Raw genomic sequence first — 16,954 nt, 5'->3', positions numbered from 1 at the left:
CGGGTGTGGTGTTGTCGGATGCGGTGCCGGGGGTGGTGTTGTCGGATGTGGTGTGGCCGGTGGTTGGTGCTCCTGGTGTGATCGCTCCGGGGGAGACGGCGACGGCTGTGGGGTCGTATGTGATCACGCAGGCGGATGTGGATGCGGGGCGTGTGGTGAACACGGCGACCGCGACGGGTACGCCCGCGCGCAGCGGCCCGATCACCGCGACCTCGCCCGAGAGCATCGTCCCCACCCAGGCCATCGCCCCGGCGGTCTCTGTGCGGAACTCGGGTGCACTCGCACCCGGAGCGACCGGTCGTGCCGGCGACCTCGTCACCTGGAACTATCTCTTCACCAACGAGGGGAACGTGACCCTCAGCGGGGCGGCGCTCAGCGATGCTCTCGCCGGAGCAGACGCTCCCGACTACGTGTGGCAGGGCACTCCGGGCGTACTGGTACCCGGCGAGTCGGTCAGGGCGACGGCGACCTACACCCTCACGCAGTCCGACGTCGACGCCGGCAGCGTCAGCAGTGTCGTGACCGGTACGGGCACGCCGCCCAACGGCGGCGCCCCCGCCACGGCATCCGCTCCGGCGACGGTGTCGCTGGTTCCCGCACCCGGACTCGAATTCACGAAGACCGCGGCGCTGACGACCCCGGGGGCGAATGCCACCGGCGACAGCGTCACCTTCGGGTTCCGCATCGCGAATACGGGCACCGTGACCCTCTCGGGCATCGGCATCACCGACGAGCTCGCGGGCGTGGGCGCCATCACGATCGACTGGCCAGGCGCTGCCGGAGTGCTCGCACCAGGACAGTTCGCCGTCGGCCGTGCTCCGTATGCCATCAGTCAGGACGACGTCGACCGCGGCTCGGTGCAGAACACCGCGACGGTGCGCGCGACGACGCCCGCCGGAGAAGAGCTGACAGCCCGGGCGACGGCGCCGACCGTACCGACCGCAGCGCAGACGCCGGCGATCCGCACGGTCAAGGGCGGCTCCTTCGTGAGCGGTGCCGGCGAAGTGGGCAGCATCGTCGAGTACAGCTTCGACATCACCAACACGGGCAACGTGACGCTGCGCCTGATCCGTCTGCAGGACGACCTGCAGGGGCTGAGCATCCCGCAGATCGAGTTCCCTGCGACGACCGGAATCCTGCCGCCCGGCGGCACGGCGAGCGGCGTCGCCCGGTACACGGTGACCCAGGCCGATGTGGACGCAGGATCCATCACCAACGTGGCGACGTCGTTCGGCACGTCTCCTCGAGGGGTCGTGGTCTCCGACAGTTCGGAGCCGTTCACCATCACGACGGCGGATCCGACGAACCCCTCTCAGGCGATCCGCACGACCCAGACCGCCAGCCTCGCCGCCGGCGACACCGGCGTCCGCGGAGACACGATCGAGTACACGTTCACGATTCAGAACACCGGGAACACGACGCTCACCGGGGTCACGCTCGGCAACACCGTCGACGCTCTCGCCGGGTTCGTCTACACGTGGCCGTCGCCGGCCGAGCCGGGTCGACTGCTGCCGGGGCAGACGGTCACCATCACCGCGTCTCATCTCGTCAACCAGGCGGATGTGGACGCCGGGACGGTGCGCAACGTCACGACCGGCACAGGCACGACGCCGGCCGGTGTCACCGTGACGCATCGCTCGCCGGTGACTATCGTTCCGCTCGTCGGCGGTACGGGATCGCTCGCGGTGAGCAAGATCGGTACGAGGGCGGGTGCCGGCGGAGTCGGATCCGAGGTGCGCTACGACTTCGAGATCAGGAACACCGGGACGCTGACGCTCACCTCGGTGGCGCTGAACGATCCGCTGCAGGGGCTGTCCGGGATCTCCTACGGCACCTGGCCCACGACGGCGAACAGCCTCGCGCCGGGAGAAGCCGTGCAGGCGAGCGCCACCTACGTACTCACCCAGGACGACATCGATGCCGGTTCGGTGCGCAACACCGCCACCGCGGGCGGCTTCACTCCCGGTGGCGACGCGGTGACCGCTGACTCGAACGAATCCCTCGTGCCGACCGCGGGTGCCGTGCCCGCGATCGACATCACGAAGACGCAGACTCTCGCGGCCGGCGCCACCGGGCGCCCGGGCGATCGGGTCGACTACACCTTCACGATCGTGAACTCCGGCAATGTGACGCTCCGCGGCGTCACGCTCGCGGACGGTCAGCCCGGTCTCACGGGGCTGCGGATCACCTGGCCGGGCGCGGACGGCGTGCTGCTGCCCGGAGCCACGGCGACCGCTGTCGCGACCTACACCCTCACCCAGCAGGACGTGGATGCCGGTCGCATCGGCTCCATCGCGACGACGGCCGGTGACGGCGGCGGCGTGATCGTGACGGACGAGGACACGGGCGAGAACCTGATCGCCTCCGCGCCCGCGCTCACGGTGCAGAAGTCGGCGACGCTGCTCACCACTGCGCAGCAGGGTGCGACGGTGCGCTACCTCGTGACCGTCACCAACACGGGGAACGTCTCCCTCGGCGGCGTCACGGTCAGCGACGATCTCCCCGGCCTGGGCAACCCGACGGTGACATGGCCCGGAGTCCCAGGGGTGCTCGCGGCGGGGCAGTCGGCGACGGTCTCGGCGGACTACGTCATCACGCTCGCCGACGTGACCCGTGGTCACATCGACAACACGGCCTCAGCAAGTGGCACTGCGCCCGGCGGGGCGTCCGTAGGCGGGAGCGACAGTGTGCGCATCCAGGTGCCGAACGAGCCTCGGATCGGTCTCGCGATGAACATCGCGGTCCAGGACGGCCAGAGGGGCTACGCCGGAGACACCCTGGTCTTCCGCTACACCGCTACGAACACGGGCACCACGATCCTCACCGGGGTCTCGATCACCGATCCGTACCCCGGGCTGTCCGGCCTCACCTACGTGTGGCCCGGCGAGCCGGGAGTGCTCCTCCCCGGACAGAGCGTGACCGCCGTGGCCACCGTGATCATCACGCCGGCGATGGAAGGCACCGTGGTAACGTCGCGAGCCGAGGTGATGAGCGTGGAGGCCGACTCCGGGGTGCCGGTGACCGACGTCGCCGACGACGCGGTGCAGCTACCCGGCCGCGTGCCCACACCGACTCCGACGCCTGACCCGACTCCGACGCCTGATCCGTCGCCGACGCCTGACCCGTCGCCGACGCCTGACCCGTCGCCGACTCCTGACCCGTCGCCGACGCCTGACCCGACGCCGACGCCTGACCCGACGCCGACGCCCGACCCGACGCCGACGCCTGACCCGTCGCCGACTCCTGATCCGTCGCCGACGCCTGACCCGTCGCCGACGCCTGCTCCGCAACCCACCGCGGGCCCGTCGCCTGCTCCGGCTCCTGCTCCGACCGCCGGTCCGGATCAGACAGGTTTCCTGCCCTTCACCGGCGGCGGCGACCCCACCCCGCTCATCGGCGGAGCGGCCGTCATCCTCCTCGGCGGGCTCGTCCTCCTCCTGATCGGCCGACGCCGTCGCCGCGACGACTCCCAGAATCTCTCCTCCTAGCGATACCGCACTGAAAGGCGACACGATGCAGAACCACCGGACCTTCCCGCAGCACACCGCAGGCCGCCGCACGGCTGCCAAGGGGGTGCTCGCGGCGGGCATCGCCGTCGCTCTCGGCCTGGTGCTCGCCGGTTGCACCGACTCGGCGCCCGAACCGACGCCCACGCCCACAGCCTCCGAAGAGGCACAGGCCGGCGTCACAGACATCGTCGACACCCCGGGCTCGGGCGAGGGACTCGAAGGAGCTCTGGCCGATGCCGAGGTCAAGACCTGCGAGCTCGCGGGCGACCACTGGGAGGTCGCGGGTACCGTGACCAACTCCAGCGCAGCGGCGGCGTCGTACCGGATCTACGTCTCGCTGCTCACCGAGGGCGGCGACACGCGATCGCTGACCCAGGTGAACGTCGAGCCCATCGACGCCGGCGCGAGCGCCGACTGGGAGACGTCCGTCGCCGTACAGGACGAGACGCTGGACTGCGTCCTGCGGGTCGAGCGCTACGCGTCCTGAGCTGACTGCCCTGTCGAGGCGCTCGTCACGTCGTGCGTGACGAGCGCCTCAGCTCGTCGTACGCGGCGAGTGCGGCCTTCCGCGTCTCACCGAGGTCCACGATGGGCTCCTTCGGCGCATCCGACGCCCACTGCGAGATGTAGAGACCGCGCTGGTCGAACTTCTTCGCCTGCAGCTCGGGGTTGAAGATCCGGAAGTAGGGCGCGGCATCCGCTCCCGACCCCGCGACCCACTGCCAGTTGAAGGGGTTGTTCGCGCCGTCGGCGTCGACGAGCGTGTCCCAGAACCACTCCTCGCCGAGACGCCAGTCGATCATGAGGTTCTTGATGAGGAAGGAAGCCGTGACCATGCGCACGCGGTTGTGCATGTAGCCGGTGTGCCAGAGCTCGCGCATCCCTGCATCCACGAGCGGGATCCCCGTCTCGCCCCGTTCCCACGCCGTGAGGTGCGACGGGCGCAGACGCGGCCAGGGGAAGGCATCGAACTCGCCCCGGAGGTTCTTCGTCGCGAGGTCGGGGAAGTGGAAGAGGGTGTGCCAGGCGAACTCGCGCCAGCCGAGCTCGGAGAGGAAGCCCGCTGCGCCCTCCGTCTCGACCGCCTCGTGCCAGACGGTGAACGGACTGAGTTCCCCCCAGCGGAGCCTGGGGGAGAGCTGCGAGGTCGCGCCGGCCGACGGCTCGTCGCGAGCGCGATCGTAGGACCCGAGATCCTCGCGCAGGAACGAACGCAGTCGCGCCCGGGCGGCCTTCTCGCCCGGCTCCCAGGTGTCGCGCAGCCCACCCGCCCAGTCCGGACGCGTCGGCAGCAGCTGCCAGTCGTCCAGGTCATCGGATGCGGGCGGGCGGCCGACCCCGTCGAGGCTCCGTGGCGCGGGAAGCGGTGCGCGGGGCGCGGGAAGCGCTCGGGCCGCGCGCCAGAACGGGGTGAAGACCGAGAAGTGGGTTCCGCTCCCGGTCTTGACCGTCCACGGTTCGTGAAGCAGCGAGCCTGCGAATGAGGCCACTTCGATGCCGTCCTCCCGCAGCGACGACTTGAGTGCGGCGTCGATCTCGCGCTCGGGGCCGCCGTATCGGCGGTTCCAGAAGACCGCTGACGCACCGATGTCGTCGACCACGCTCCGCACGACCTTGTCGGCAGGCCCCCGACGAAGGATCAGTCGCGCGCCGAGGTCGGCGATGTGGTCGCGCAGCGAGGCCAGCGAATGATGCAGCCACCATCGCGCGGCGCCACCGAGAGGGCGGATACCGGGTGACTCCTCGTCGAGCACGTAGAGGACGACGAGCGGTTCGTCACGATCGATCGCGGTACGCAATGCCGGGTTGTCGGCGACACGCAGGTCGTCGCGGAGCCAGACGATCGAGGGGGAGGACATGCCCCTATTGTCTTACCGCCGGTGCGCGGTCGAGCGGTGTCGTCTCCGACCTCGACGCCGGGACTCTCGCACGGTAGGCTTCGGCTCGCTCGTGGCCCAGAGGGCCCACGCCACGAGGACGGGCTGCAGGAAGAGACGTCCGAAACGTCGGCGGTCGGTGTCGAGACCCGGCGCGGAGCGGCCCGTCCGCCACTGGTGCACGTTGCCGGGGAAGACGGCGACGAAGAACGCGGCGGTCGCGATACCCACCCGCCGCCGCTCGCGAGGCAGCGCCACGAGTGCGGCGCCGAGGCCGATCTCCACCGCGCCGGACGCCACGACTATCGCATCCTTGTCGAGCCGTGTGGCTTTCGTGGCCCAGTCCGGCACGACGATCCGGAATCCCCGGGTGCCCACGAAGTGCATCACCCCGGCTGCCGCGAGCAGGAGAGCGAGCGACCAGCGTGCGACGTCTTTGAGCATGGGCCCACGCTACCGTGGCCCTATGACCGTGCTCCGCATCAGCATCCTCTTCGTGCTCGCCGCAGTGGCCGAGATCGGCGGCGCATGGCTCATCTGGCAGTCCGTCAAGGAGGACCGCGGATGGATGTTCGCGGTGCTCGGGGTCATGGCGCTCGGCGCCTACGGGTTCCTCGCCGCCCTGCAGCCCGACGCGAACTTCGGGCGCGTCCTCGCCTCGTACGGCGGTGTGTTCATCGCCGGGTCGCTGGCGTGGGGGATCATCGTCGACGGGTTCAGGCCGACCACGTGGGACTGGATCGGATCAGCCGTCGCCCTCGTCGGCGCGGCGATCATCATCCTCGCGCCGGCCGGCTCGTCCGCCGACGCGCAGGGGGCGCTGTAGCGGTCGGCGCGCACCGGGCATGCGAGTAGCCTAGATCGAGACCCAGATGGAGTATTACGTGCCTGAAGATGCCCAGCCGAAAGACGGCTTCGCCCTGTTCTCCGATCGATCCGTCGTCGCGATGCGCGTAGGCGGCGTGCTGAAAGACCTCGCCGCCACCGTGACCGATGCCGACGAGGTCGAGGCCGTCACGATCGACAGCCCGGACGGCCTCGGTATTCTGCGCCACTCCACCGCGCACGTGCTCGCGCAGGCCGTGCAGCGCATCAACCCGCAGGCCAACCTGGGCATCGGGCCGCCCGTCACCGACGGCTTCTACTACGACTTCGGCGTTGACGAGCCCTTCACACCCGAAGACCTCAAGGCCATCGCGAAGGAGATGCAGCGCATCGTCCGCGATGGTCAGCGCTTCGTCCGCCGGGTCGTCACCGACGAGGAGGCGCGCGCCGAGCTCGCCGACGAGCCGTTCAAGCTCGAGCTGATCGGGTTGAAAGGCGGCGGCAGCGAGGCGGCTGAGGGCGCCTCGGTCGAGGTCGGCGAGGGCGAACTCACGATCTACGACAACACCACCCGCGACGGCGAGGTGGTCTGGAAGGACCTCTGCCGCGGTCCGCACCTGCCGAGCACGCGCATGATCGGCAACGGATGGGACCTCACGCGCATCGCCGCGGCGTACTGGCGCGGCAGCGAGAAGAACCCGCAGCTGCAGCGCATCTACGGCACGGCGTGGCCCTCGAAGGACGAGCTGCGCGCTTACAAGGAGCGTCTCGCCGAGGCGGAGCGTCGCGATCACCGCAAGCTCGGCAGCGAGATGGACCTGTTCTCGTTCCCGGACGAGATCGGCTCGGGGCTCGCGGTCTTCCATCCCAAGGGCGGGATCATCCGCTACGAGATCGAGGAGAACCTGCGCAAGCACCTGCTGCGCAACGGCTACGACCTCGTAAACAGCCCGCACATCACGAAGAAGGATCTCTTCATGACGTCGGGGCACCTGCAGACCTACGCCGACGGCATGTTCCCGCCGATGCACCTCGACGAGGCGACCGACGACGAGGGCAACGTCACGCGTCAGGGCCAGGACTACTACCTCAAGCCCATGAACTGCCCGTTCCACAACCTCATCTTCCGGTCGCGCGGGCGCTCGTACCGCGAGCTGCCCCTCCGCCTCGCGGAGTTCGGAACCGTCTACCGCTACGAGAAGAGCGGTACGCTCTCCGGTCTCACCCGAGTCCGCGGCCTGACACAGGACGACGCGCACATCTACGTCGCCCAGGATCAGGTGAAGGAGGAGCTCACCACCAACCTGAACCTCGTGCTCGACCTGCTGCGCGACTACGGTCTGAACGACTTCTACCTCGAGCTGTCGACCAACGAGGAGGGCAACCCGAAGTTCCTCGGCGAGCCGGAGCAGTGGTCGACCGCGATCGACACGCTGCGCGAGGTGGCGGTCGAGTCGGGGCTGGAACTCGTCGCCGACCCGGGAGGCGCGGCGTTCTACGGTCCGAAGATCTCGGTGCAGGCCCGCGACGCGATCGGCCGTACGTGGCAGATGTCGACGATCCAGCTCGACTTCAACCAGCCCGACCGCTTCGAGCTCGAGTACACCGGCTCGGATGGGCAGAAGCATCGCCCGGTGATGATCCACCGCGCGCTGCTCGGATCGGTAGAGCGCTTCTTCGCGATCCTCCTCGAGCACTATGCGGGCGACTTCCCGCTGTGGCTGGCGCCCAGTCAGGTCGTCGGCGTCCCGGTCGCCGAACAGTACGGCGAGTACCTCGACGACGTGATCGGTCAGCTCCGAGCGGCCGGCGTGCGCGCCGACGTCGACCACTCCGACGACCGGATGCAGAAGAAGATCCGCAACCACACCACCGCCAAGGTGCCGGTCATCCTCATCGTCGGCGAGCAGGACCGTGCCGCCGGGACCGTGTCGTTCCGCTTCCGCGACGGCACGCAGGAGAACGGCGTGCCGGTGGCGGATGCCGTCCGCCGCATCCGCTCCGCGATCGAGACCCATGCGCTGGTGCTCAAGGCGGGGGATCTGGCGTGACCGACGAGCACTCCTCCGTCGAGGACGCCGGTCTGCTGGCCGGCGTCCCCGACGAGTTCCAGCGGCTGTGGACCCCGCATCGGATGGCGTACATCCAGGCGGGGCCCGAGCCGTTGCGCGAGGAGTGCCCGTTCTGCGAGGCCCCGAAGTATCCGGATGCCGAGAGGCTCATCGTCGCGCGCGGCGAGACGGCCTACGTGCTGCTGAACCTGTTCCCGTACAACTCCGGTCACCTGCTCGTGTGCCCGTACCGGCACATCGCGACGTACGATCAGGCGACTCCCGAGGAGGTCGCCGAGATCGGTGATCTGACGCAGATCGCCATGCGCGTCCTGCGCGAGGTGTCGCGGTGCGACGGCTTCAACCTCGGGATGAACCAGGGCGCCGTCGCCGGCGCGGGCGTCGACGCGCACCTCCACCAGCACGTGGTGCCGCGGTGGACCTCCGATGCCAACTTCTTCCCGATCATCGCGAAGACGAAGGCACTGCCGCAGCTGCTCGGCGAGGTGCGCGAAGCGGTCTCCGCCGCCTGGCCCTCCGCCTGACCGCCCCGGATCGTTGAGCGAGCCCGCAAATCCCAGGTCGTTGAGCGAGCGGAGCGAGACGAAACGTGCCGCGCCTCAGCGCACCTGTCGGGCGGTGAACTGCATCCGCGGGTTCGCGTAGAACTCCTGTGCCTCGACGAGCTGCAGCTCGCGTGCTTCCGACTCCAGGGTGAGGCTCAGCAGGTCGAACACGCTCGACGCGGTGCGCTCGAGCGCGACCTTCGCATCGCCGGTCTCCACGTAGTGCGCGGTGAACAGCGCTGCGGTGACGTCTCCCGAACCGTTCGCCTTCATCGGCAGCCGCGGTGTCTGCACGATCCAGGCGCCCTTCGCGTCGGCCACCAGCATCTCGATGGTGTCCTCCTCGCGGTCGGGCCGCTCGACGCTCGTGACGAGAACCGTGCTCGGTCCCATCGCCATGGCGAGGTCCACCGAGGCGAGCGTGGAATCCAGCGTGTCGGGCTCGGTCCCGGTGAGGAAGCCGAGCTCGAACTGGTTGGGCGTGATGATGTCGGCGGCGGGCACCACCTTCTCGCGCAGCAGGACAGGGATCGCCGGAGCGACGAAGCATCCCGACTTGGCGTTGCCCATCACGGGGTCGCAGGCGTACACGGCATCGGGGTTCGCCGCCTTGACGCGAGCGACGGCGTCGATGATAACGTCGCCGATCCCCTCACCGCCCTGGTAGCCGCTGAGCACGGCGTCGATCTCGCCGAAGACGCCGCGTTCCTCGATGCCGGTGATGACCTCGCGCACGTCGTCGGGGGAGATGAGCGGACCGCGCCACGTGCCGTATCCGGTGTGGTTGGAGAAGTTCACGGTGTAGACGGGCAGCACCTCGACGCCGATTCGCTGCAGCGGGAACACGGCGGCGGAGTTGCCGACGTGTCCGTAGGCGACGGCTGACTGGATGGAGAGGATCTTCATTCCTCGATCCCTTCGTGCGGGGCGGGCCGGTGCCCGCGGTGGTCGGTGGTCATCGGGCCGCGGCGACGAGATCGGCGACGAGCGCGGCGGCATCCTCGTCGGACAGGTCGTGCACGGTGAGTCTCAGGTGTTGCGACGGTCCGGCGCGGTCGTCGAGGGCGAACTCGTCACCCGTCCGCGCGAGCCAGCCGCGGCGCATCAGGTGCTCCGAGACGGCGCGCGCGGGTTTCGGCAGCCGGACCCACAGGCTCAGGCCGTCCGTGGACGGTGAGTCGAGCCCCGCGTCGCGGAGCCGTGCCGCGAACGACTCGTTGCGCGCGGCGTAGTGCTGCCGCGCCGCGGCGATGCGGCCGGTGGCATCGGCATCCGTGAGCTGCGCCAGCGTGAGCCGCTGCAGCAGGTGGCTGACCCATGTGGTGCCGGGGCTGAGTCGCATCGCGAGGCGCTCTGCCGTGGTCGGATCGGTCGCGGCGAGCGCCAGGCACATGTCGGGCCCCAGGAACTTCGATACCGAGCGCACGAGTGCGAAGCGTCGATGACCCGACCCGATCAGCGTCTCGTACTTCCGCTGCGAGAGCATCGAGAAGTGGTCGTCTTCGATGAGCAGCACGTAGGGATGGTCCGCGAGCACGGCACGCAGGTCCGCGGCGCGCCGTGCCGAGAGGCTGGTGCCGGTCGGGTTCTGCGCGCGCGGGGTGCAGATCACCGCGCGCACTCCCGCGTCGAGGGCGGCGCGAAGCCCATCGACCGTCATTCCCTCGTCGTCGACCGCCACGGGGACGGCGCGGTACCCGCCGAGGCGGACGGTGTGGATGCTGGCGAGGAAGCACGGGTCCTCCAGCGCCACGGCGTCATCGCGCATCAGTGCCTGTGCCAGCAGTCGTTCGACCGCGTCGACGGCACCACTCGTGATCGTGATGCGGAAGTCGGTAGCACCGAGGTCGTTCGCCATCCACTCCCGCGCCCAGTCTTCCAGTCCGCGGTCGATCACCGGCTCGCCGTAGAGCACGGGGCGCCCGGCTACCGTCGCAAGAGCGGCGGACGGGTCGGGGATGAGGCGGGGGTCGGGGTTTCCGGTGCCGACGTCGCGGAGCACGGTGTCGGCGGCGAAGCCCTCCTGGGCGACCGACTCGTGACCGGCGATCACTGTCCCCGCACGCCCGCGAGAGACGACGAGTCCTGCCTGAGCGAGCTGACGGTAGGCGGCGACCGCGGTGTTGCGATTCACACCGAGCATCGCCGCGAGCTCCCGTACCGGGGGGAGCGGGCTGCCGACGCCGAGTACGCCGCGGTCGCGCAGGTCGCGCACGCTGTCGGCGATGTCGGCCGCCGTCGCTCCGATGATCTGGTCGCTCATAGTGTGTCCTTACGTCGATTCTAGGTCGTTCCGGACAGTGCTATCGTTTGGCCTAGATCAAATCCCGACAGGAGTCAGTCATGGCTGAACAGACCACAACCGGATCCTCGCGCGTCAAGCGCGGCCTCGCCGAGATGCTCAAGGGCGGCGTCATCATGGACGTCGTCACGGCCGAGCAGGCGAAGATCGCGGAGGACGCCGGAGCCGTCGCCGTCATGGCGCTCGAGCGCGTCCCCGCCGACATCCGCGCGCAGGGCGGCGTCTCGCGCATGAGCGACCCGGACATGATCGACAGCATCATCGACGCCGTCTCGATCCCGGTCATGGCGAAGGCGCGTATCGGTCACTTCGTCGAGGCGCAGGTGCTGCAGGAGCTCGGCGTCGACTACATCGACGAGTCCGAGGTGCTGTCGCCGGCCGACTACGTGAACCACATCGACAAGTTCGGCTTCACGGTGCCGTTCGTGTGCGGTGCGACCAACCTCGGGGAGGCGCTGCGTCGCATCAACGAGGGCGCGGCGATGATCCGCTCGAAGGGCGAGGCCGGCACCGGTGACGTGTCGGAGGCGATGAAGCACATCCGGAAGATCCGCGGCGAGATCGCCGCGCTGACGGCGCTGCCCAAGGACGAGCTGTTCGTCGCAGCGAAGGAGCTCCAGGCGCCGTACGAGCTCGTGGCCGAGATCGCCGAGACGGGCGCCCTCCCCGTCGTGCTCTTCGTCGCCGGTGGCGTCGCGACGCCGGCGGATGCCGCGATGATGATGCAGCTCGGCGCCGACGGCGTGTTCGTGGGGTCGGGCATCTTCAAGTCGGGGAACCCGGCCGAGCGCGCCAAGGCGATCGTCAAGGCCACGACCTTCTACGACGATGCGAAGGTCATCGCCGAGGTGTCGCGGGGTCTCGGGGAGGCCATGGTCGGCATCAACGTCTCCGACCTCCCTGCGCCGCATCGTCTCGCCGAGCGTGGCTGGTAACCCTCGCGTCGGAGTCCTGGCACTCCAGGGCGATGTGCGCGAGCACGCCGCTTTGCTCGACGGACTCGGCGCCGAGGTCTCTCTCGTGCGCCGTCCCGGAGAGCTGGCGGGGGTCGACGGTCTGGTGATACCTGGTGGCGAGTCCACCGTCATCGACAAGCTGTCGCGCCTCTTCGGCATGCAGGCGCCGATCCGAGACGCGATCCGCGACGGCATGCCGGTCCTGGGCACGTGCGCTGGGCTCATCATGCTCGCCGACCGGCTCGTGGACGCGATCCCGGGGCAGGAGTCGTTCGGCGGTCTCGACGTGACGGTGCGCCGCAACGCGTTCGGACGCCAGGTCGAGTCCTTCGAGGCGGAGCTCGCGGTGCCGGCACTCCCGGGCGGGCCGGTGCGCGCCGCATTCATCCGGGGCCCGGTCGTCGAGAGCGTCGGGCCCGCGGCATCCGTACTCGCCTCTCTCGACGACGGCCGCGTCGTCGCGGTCGAACAGGATTCGCTGCTCGGACTCAGCTTCCACCCGGAGATCACCGGGGAGACACGGTTCCACGAGCGATTCCTCGACACCGTCCTGGCGCGCTGAGGCCGAGGTCCGCCGGTCGTTAGGCTCGTCGGATGACCTCCTCCGCGCGTGAATGGCAGATGATCGCCCTCAACACCATGCACATGAACCTCCAGCGGCTCTTCGTGTTCGATCGGTCGAAGGCGATGATCGCGGGCGAGGCTCCGGACGAGGCGCGCACGGCAGCGCTGGCGGGATGGATGGATGCCGTCGGTCGCGCCTTCGGCGTCACCCTCGACGGCCGGGAGCTCGACGCGGGCGAGCAGCACGCGCTCCTGCCCCTCGTACCGTGGCTCACCGCCGAGGTGGAGCGCTACTACGAGACCCACGATCCCGCCGCCCCGCCGCGGGATCAGGCAGCGTTCGGCGCGGCGCACGTCTACGCCGCGGACGCGCAGACCAAGGGCGAGCGGCAGACGGCCGAAGCGGTCGGCGACGAGCGCGAGGCCGACCGCCTGCGCCAGTACGCCCCGATGATGATGACCCTCGTGCAGCAGGCGAATGCCGCGGTCGGCGAGAGCGCGCAGGGCGAGCCGGGGGAGCAGGAGCAGGGCTTCATCGCGGAGCACGTTCGGGTCGCGCTGAGCGACCGCGCGCGGGTGATGCTGCAGGTCGGGGCGATCCCGGTGATGCTCGCCGGACGCGATCCGCGCGACTGACCGCCGTCAGCGGTCCCTCGATCTCGGCAGCCGCGACCGCCCCGCGTCGGTGTCCGAACGGGCTGCGGCGCCTTTCGATAGACTGGACGACGCCCTGGGCAGGCACCCGGGCGGATACGACGAGCGGAGACTTATGTCCGGGCATTCCAAGTGGGCCACGACCAAGCACAAGAAGGCCGTCATCGACGCGCGTCGTGCGAAGTCGTGGGCGAAGCTCATCAAGAACATCGAGGTCGCCGCCAAGCTGGGCGGCGCCGATCTGGCGGGTAACCCCACCCTGTTCGACGCCGTGCAGAAGGCGAAGAAGACCTCCGTCCCGAAGGACAACATCGACCGCGCGGTGAAGCGCGGTGCGGGTATCGGCGGCGAAGCCGTCGAGTACACCTCGATCATGTACGAAGGCTACGGACCGAACGGCGTGGCGCTCATGATCGAGTGTCTGACGGACAACAAGAACCGCGCGGCCGCAGAGGTCCGCACGGCGCTCAGCCGCAACGGCGGCACGCTCGCCGACCCCGGCAGCGTCGCGTACAACTTCAGCCGCAAGGGCGTCATCGTCGTGAACTCGGAAGGGACGACCGAGGATGACGTCATGATGGCGGCGCTGGAGGCCGGTGCCGAAGAGATCGAACCGCACGCCGAGGGCTTCGAGATCGTCACCGAGGCGACCGACCTCGTCACCGTGCGCTCGGCCCTGCAGGACGCCGGGATCGACTACGAGTCGGCGGACGTGGAGTTCGTCCCCACCCTCAAGGTCGAGATCGACGCCGACACCGCGCGCAAGGTGTTCCGCCTCATCGACGCCCTCGAAGACAGTGAAGACGTGCAGAACGTCTTCACGAACTTCGACCTCACCGCCGAGGTGCAGGCCGAGCTCGAGAACGACGAGGAGTAGGCGCGCCGGATCCGGGTCCGCGGCCGCGAGACATAGCCTGGGGGAGTGACCTCCTCACTCCGCGTCCTCGGCATCGACCCCGGCCTGACCCGCTGCGGCGTGGGAGTCGTCGACGTCGACCGCGCGCGCCGCGGCACGCTCGTGCACGTAGGGGTCATCCGCTCGTCGCCGGATGCGCCGATCGGCGAGCGTCTCGCAGCCGTCGCCGCCGGCATCCGCGAGGTGCTGGCGGCTCATCGGCCGGATGCCGTGGCGGTCGAGCGCGTCTTCGCGCAGCAGAACACCCACACCGTGATGGGGACGGCGCAGGCGAGCGGCGTCGCGCTGCTCCTCGCCGCCGAGGCCGGCCTCCCGGCCGCCACGCACACGCCGAGCGAGGTCAAGGCGGCAGTGACCGGCTACGGCTCCGCCGACAAGAAGCAGGTGCAGGCGATGATCGCGCGCATCCTGCGCCTTGACGAGCCGCCGCAGCCGGCCGACGCCGCCGACGCCCTCGCGATCGCCCTGTGCCACGCGTGGCGCCGCGGCGCGGCATCCGCCCCCGGAGGCGACGCCCTTACGCCGGCGCAGCGGGCCTGGGCGGACGCCGAGCGTGTCGCTCGAACATACGTACGATCGCGCGTCTAGGCTGAGGGCATGATCTCCTCCCTGCACGGAACCGTGCTGCACGCGTCACCCGATCACGTCGTCGTCGACGTCGGGGGCGTCGGCTTCTCGGTGGCGGTGCCGACCGATGTGGCGCACACGGCGACCGTGGGGGAGCGTGTGCAGCTGCACACGAGTCTGATCGTCCGCGAGGACGCGTTGTCGCTCTACGGGTTCGCGCAGCGCGATGAACTCGAGATCTTCGGTCTGCTCATCAGCGTGACGGGCGTCGGCCCCAAATCGGCGCTCGGGGTGCTGTCGCACCTGACGGTGGATCAGATCGCCGAGGCCGTGACCGCAGAAGACGACGCACCGTTCCGTCGGGTCTCGGGCATCGGTCCCAAGACGGCCAAACTGATCGTCGTGCAGCTCGCGGGTAAGGTGCAGCCGACCGGTCCGGTGTCGAAGCCCGCGGCCGGCACGGGGTCGGACGTCGTCGCCCAGGTGACCGCTGCGCTCGTCGGTCTCGGGTGGTCGGAGAAGGTCGCCGCCGAGGCCGCGGCGCAGACTGCCGAGGAGGCCTCGGAGGCCGAGCGCGCAGCGGTCGCCCCGCTGCTGCGCCGCACCCTCGCGCTGCTGGGGCCGGCGCGTGTCTGACGCTCGCGACGCCGCCGAGCCGGTCGACGAGACCGAACTCGCCATCGAGGGGGCGCTCCGGCCGACCAGCCTCGGCGACTTCGTGGGGCAGCAGAAGGTCAGAGGGCAGCTGCAGCTCCTGCTCGACGCGGCCCGGATCCAGAACCGGCCACCCGACCACATCCTCCTCGCCGGTCCTCCCGGGCTCGGCAAGACCACGCTGGCGATGATCGTGGCGCACGAGAGCGAGAGGCCGCTGCGTCTCTCCAGCGGCCCGGCGATCCAGCATGCGGGCGATCTCGCGGCGCTCCTGTCGAGCCTCGTGCCCGGCGAGGTCCTCTTCATCGACGAGATCCACCGCATGGCGCGCTCCGCCGAAGAGATGCTCTACCTCGCCATGGAGGACTTCCGCATCGACATCATGGTCGGCAAGGGCGCGGGTGCTACGAGCATCCCGCTCGACCTGGCACCGTTCACGCTCGTGGGCGCGACGACCAGGTCGGGCCTGCTCCCCAACCCGCTACGAGATCGCTTCGGCTTCACCGGCCACCTGGAGTTCTACGACGAGGCCGAGCTGGAGCAGGTGATCGCGCGGTCGGCGCTCGTCCTCGGCGTCGACCTCCCCGGCGACTCGCTCGCAGAGATCGCCCGCCGCTCGCGCGGTACGCCTCGCATCGCGAACCGGCTTCTGCGCCGGGTGCGCGACTATGCACTGGTGCACGGCGGGGGAGCAGCCTCTCTCGACGACGTCCGCGCCGCGCTCGAGCTGTACGACGTCGATCCGATCGGCCTCGACCGGCTCGACCGCGCCGTGCTCGAGGCGCTCGTCCGTCGTTTCCGCGGAGGCCCGGTGGGGCTGAGTACGCTCGCGGTCGCCGTCGGCGAGGAGGGGGAGACGGTCGAGAGCGTCGTCGAGCCGTATCTCGTGCGGATCGGCTTCCTCGGCCGCACCCCGCGCGGCCGCGTCGCGATGCCGGAGGCGTACGCGCATCTGGGCGTCGCACACCCCGACGGGGTGCTTCGCCTCGATGACCTATAATCGCTGAAGACTTCCCCCGATAGAACTGTGCGCCCATGGCTGGTGCGTGCACCTGAGAAAGGCGCTTGCCCTCATGCCCATGGAAATCCTCCTCTTCGGCCTCCTCGCCGTCCTCGTCGTCTTCATGTTCGTCAACGGCCGTCGCCGTCAGAAGCAGATGAAGGCGGAGCAGGAGGAGAAGGCGACCAAGACGGTTCCCGGCGTGAAGGTGCTCCTGCAGGGTGGCATCTACGGCACGATCGTGGCGTACGACCACGACGACCTCGACTCGCCCGCGCTCGTCGAGATCGCCCCCGGCACCGTCATCGAGGTGCACAGCCAGGCGATCCTCCGCATCGTCGAGCCCAAGGACCTCACCGACGGCGTGGACGTCGTGGGCGACGAGGCTCCCGTCGTCGTCGAGGAGACCCCGGTCATCGAGGAGACTTCGGCCGTCGAGACCCCCGAGGAGACGCGCCGTCGTCTCGAGCGGGACGCCGACGACAAGTAAGACCGCTCTGCGCAGCACTCGGC

General features: G+C 69.7%; 17 protein-coding genes. 13 read left to right on the top strand and 4 right to left on the bottom strand.

Features of this window, described 5'->3' with window-relative positions; genetic code table 11:
• Positions 1 to 119: 119 nt before the first annotated feature.
• The gene (locus tag FSY98_RS16525; RefSeq protein ID WP_222119180.1) at positions 120 to 3,488 is read left to right on the top strand and encodes a hypothetical protein; all 3,369 of its coding nucleotides are present in this window, start codon (positions 120 to 122) and stop codon (positions 3,486 to 3,488) included.
• Positions 3,489 to 3,513: 25 nt separating this feature from the next.
• Positions 3,514 to 3,996: a hypothetical protein gene (locus FSY98_RS16520; protein WP_222119179.1), complete on the top strand. Its 483-nt coding sequence runs from the start codon at positions 3,514 to 3,516 to the stop codon at positions 3,994 to 3,996.
• A 25-nt stretch (positions 3,997 to 4,021) separates the two neighbouring features.
• Here the strand turns inward: FSY98_RS16520 and FSY98_RS16515 are convergent, their stop codons facing one another.
• Both FSY98_RS16515 and FSY98_RS16510 read right to left on the bottom strand, forming a co-directional pair.
• Entirely contained in the window at positions 4,022 to 5,368 is a 1,347-nt protein-coding gene (locus FSY98_RS16515; protein WP_144877695.1) for a deoxyribodipyrimidine photo-lyase, read from the bottom strand.
• Between the two features lie 12 nt (positions 5,369 to 5,380).
• The gene (locus tag FSY98_RS16510) at positions 5,381 to 5,830 is read right to left on the bottom strand and encodes a hypothetical protein (RefSeq protein ID WP_260857552.1); all 450 of its coding nucleotides are present in this window, start codon (positions 5,828 to 5,830) and stop codon (positions 5,381 to 5,383) included.
• A 22-nt stretch (positions 5,831 to 5,852) separates the two neighbouring features.
• On the opposite strand from FSY98_RS16510, the gene FSY98_RS16505 reads away from it, so the two are divergent.
• The 3 genes from FSY98_RS16505 to FSY98_RS16495 all read left to right on the top strand — a co-directional run bounded on the left by FSY98_RS16505 (position 5,853) and on the right by FSY98_RS16495 (position 8,807).
• Positions 5,853 to 6,212 (top strand): YnfA family protein, encoded by a 360-nt coding sequence (locus FSY98_RS16505; RefSeq protein WP_144877694.1) that lies wholly within the window; start codon positions 5,853 to 5,855, stop codon positions 6,210 to 6,212.
• A gap of 121 nt (positions 6,213 to 6,333) precedes the next feature.
• The gene (thrS, locus tag FSY98_RS16500; protein WP_260857561.1) at positions 6,334 to 8,262 is read left to right on the top strand and encodes a threonine--tRNA ligase; all 1,929 of its coding nucleotides are present in this window, start codon (positions 6,334 to 6,336) and stop codon (positions 8,260 to 8,262) included.
• Positions 8,259 to 8,807 carry an HIT domain-containing protein gene (locus FSY98_RS16495; RefSeq protein ID WP_144877692.1) on the top strand — a complete coding sequence of 183 codons (549 nt, stop codon included), beginning with the start codon at positions 8,259 to 8,261 and terminating at the stop codon, positions 8,805 to 8,807. Before thrS ends, FSY98_RS16495 begins: the two co-directional genes overlap by 4 nt.
• A gap of 75 nt (positions 8,808 to 8,882) precedes the next feature.
• Here FSY98_RS16495 and pdxY read toward each other — a convergent pair whose 3' ends face one another.
• Positions 8,883 to 9,734 carry a pyridoxal kinase PdxY gene (gene pdxY / locus FSY98_RS16490; protein WP_144877691.1) on the bottom strand — a complete coding sequence of 284 codons (852 nt, stop codon included), beginning with the start codon at positions 9,732 to 9,734 and terminating at the stop codon, positions 8,883 to 8,885.
• A 49-nt stretch (positions 9,735 to 9,783) separates the two neighbouring features.
• Positions 9,784 to 11,091 (bottom strand): aminotransferase class I/II-fold pyridoxal phosphate-dependent enzyme, encoded by a 1,308-nt coding sequence (locus FSY98_RS16485; RefSeq protein ID WP_144877690.1) that lies wholly within the window; start codon positions 11,089 to 11,091, stop codon positions 9,784 to 9,786.
• An 80-nt stretch (positions 11,092 to 11,171) separates the two neighbouring features.
• On the opposite strand from FSY98_RS16485, the gene pdxS reads away from it, so the two are divergent.
• From pdxS to yajC, 8 genes are all read left to right on the top strand, one after another.
• A complete protein-coding gene (pdxS, locus tag FSY98_RS16480) occupies positions 11,172 to 12,065 on the top strand; it encodes a pyridoxal 5'-phosphate synthase lyase subunit PdxS (protein WP_144877689.1) in 894 nt (297 codons plus the stop codon).
• A complete protein-coding gene (gene pdxT / locus FSY98_RS16475; RefSeq protein ID WP_260857551.1) occupies positions 12,055 to 12,648 on the top strand; it encodes a pyridoxal 5'-phosphate synthase glutaminase subunit PdxT in 594 nt (197 codons plus the stop codon). The genes pdxS and pdxT overlap by 11 nt, the downstream gene beginning before the upstream one ends.
• A 32-nt stretch (positions 12,649 to 12,680) precedes the next feature.
• Positions 12,681 to 13,286 carry a hypothetical protein gene (locus tag FSY98_RS16470; protein WP_144877687.1) on the top strand — a complete coding sequence of 202 codons (606 nt, stop codon included), beginning with the start codon at positions 12,681 to 12,683 and terminating at the stop codon, positions 13,284 to 13,286.
• Between the two features lie 133 nt (positions 13,287 to 13,419).
• On the top strand, positions 13,420 to 14,181 hold the full coding sequence (locus tag FSY98_RS16465; protein ID WP_144877686.1) for a YebC/PmpR family DNA-binding transcriptional regulator: 762 nt from the start codon (positions 13,420 to 13,422) through the stop codon (positions 14,179 to 14,181).
• Between the two features lie 45 nt (positions 14,182 to 14,226).
• On the top strand, positions 14,227 to 14,808 hold the full coding sequence (gene ruvC / locus FSY98_RS16460) for a crossover junction endodeoxyribonuclease RuvC (RefSeq protein ID WP_144877685.1): 582 nt from the start codon (positions 14,227 to 14,229) through the stop codon (positions 14,806 to 14,808).
• A 9-nt stretch (positions 14,809 to 14,817) separates the two neighbouring features.
• Complete coding sequence (gene ruvA / locus FSY98_RS16455) at positions 14,818 to 15,423, top strand: Holliday junction branch migration protein RuvA (protein WP_144877684.1); 606 nt, start codon at positions 14,818 to 14,820, stop codon at positions 15,421 to 15,423.
• A complete protein-coding gene (gene ruvB / locus FSY98_RS16450) occupies positions 15,416 to 16,441 on the top strand; it encodes a Holliday junction branch migration DNA helicase RuvB (protein ID WP_144877683.1) in 1,026 nt (341 codons plus the stop codon). Before ruvA ends, ruvB begins: the two co-directional genes overlap by 8 nt.
• 73 nt (positions 16,442 to 16,514) lie before the next feature.
• Positions 16,515 to 16,931: a preprotein translocase subunit YajC gene (gene yajC / locus FSY98_RS16445; protein ID WP_313955887.1), complete on the top strand. Its 417-nt coding sequence runs from the start codon at positions 16,515 to 16,517 to the stop codon at positions 16,929 to 16,931.
• The last annotated feature ends 23 nt before the right edge of the window (positions 16,932 to 16,954 follow it).

It is taken from the genome of Microbacterium sp. 1.5R, assembly GCF_007667425.1.
In the GTDB taxonomy this organism is placed as follows: Bacteria; Actinomycetota; Actinomycetes; order Actinomycetales; family Microbacteriaceae; genus Microbacterium.
The sequence above is the reverse complement of the archived record's forward strand: the minus strand, read 5'-3'. Positions and strand labels throughout refer to the sequence as shown.

Bases quoted from the DNA above. Each gene is read 5' to 3' on its own strand.
- FSY98_RS16520 (WP_222119179.1), top strand. From the start codon at position 3,514: ATGCAGAACCACCGGACCTTCCCGCAGCACACCGCAGGCCGCCGCACG.
- FSY98_RS16515 (WP_144877695.1), bottom strand. From the start codon at position 5,368: ATGTCCTCCCCCTCGATCGTCTGGCTCCGCGACGACCTGCGTGTCGCC.
- FSY98_RS16510 (WP_260857552.1), bottom strand. From the start codon at position 5,830: ATGCTCAAAGACGTCGCACGCTGGTCGCTCGCTCTCCTGCTCGCGGCA.
- FSY98_RS16505 (WP_144877694.1), top strand. From the start codon at position 5,853: ATGACCGTGCTCCGCATCAGCATCCTCTTCGTGCTCGCCGCAGTGGCC.
- thrS (WP_260857561.1), top strand. From the start codon at position 6,334: ATGCGCGTAGGCGGCGTGCTGAAAGACCTCGCCGCCACCGTGACCGAT.
- pdxY (WP_144877691.1), bottom strand. From the start codon at position 9,734: ATGAAGATCCTCTCCATCCAGTCAGCCGTCGCCTACGGACACGTCGGC.
- FSY98_RS16485 (WP_144877690.1), bottom strand. From the start codon at position 11,091: ATGAGCGACCAGATCATCGGAGCGACGGCGGCCGACATCGCCGACAGC.
- pdxS (WP_144877689.1), top strand. From the start codon at position 11,172: ATGGCTGAACAGACCACAACCGGATCCTCGCGCGTCAAGCGCGGCCTC.
- FSY98_RS16470 (WP_144877687.1), top strand. From the start codon at position 12,681: ATGACCTCCTCCGCGCGTGAATGGCAGATGATCGCCCTCAACACCATG.
- FSY98_RS16465 (WP_144877686.1), top strand. From the start codon at position 13,420: ATGTCCGGGCATTCCAAGTGGGCCACGACCAAGCACAAGAAGGCCGTC.
- ruvA (WP_144877684.1), top strand. From the start codon at position 14,818: ATGATCTCCTCCCTGCACGGAACCGTGCTGCACGCGTCACCCGATCAC.
- yajC (WP_313955887.1), top strand. From the start codon at position 16,515: ATGCCCATGGAAATCCTCCTCTTCGGCCTCCTCGCCGTCCTCGTCGTC.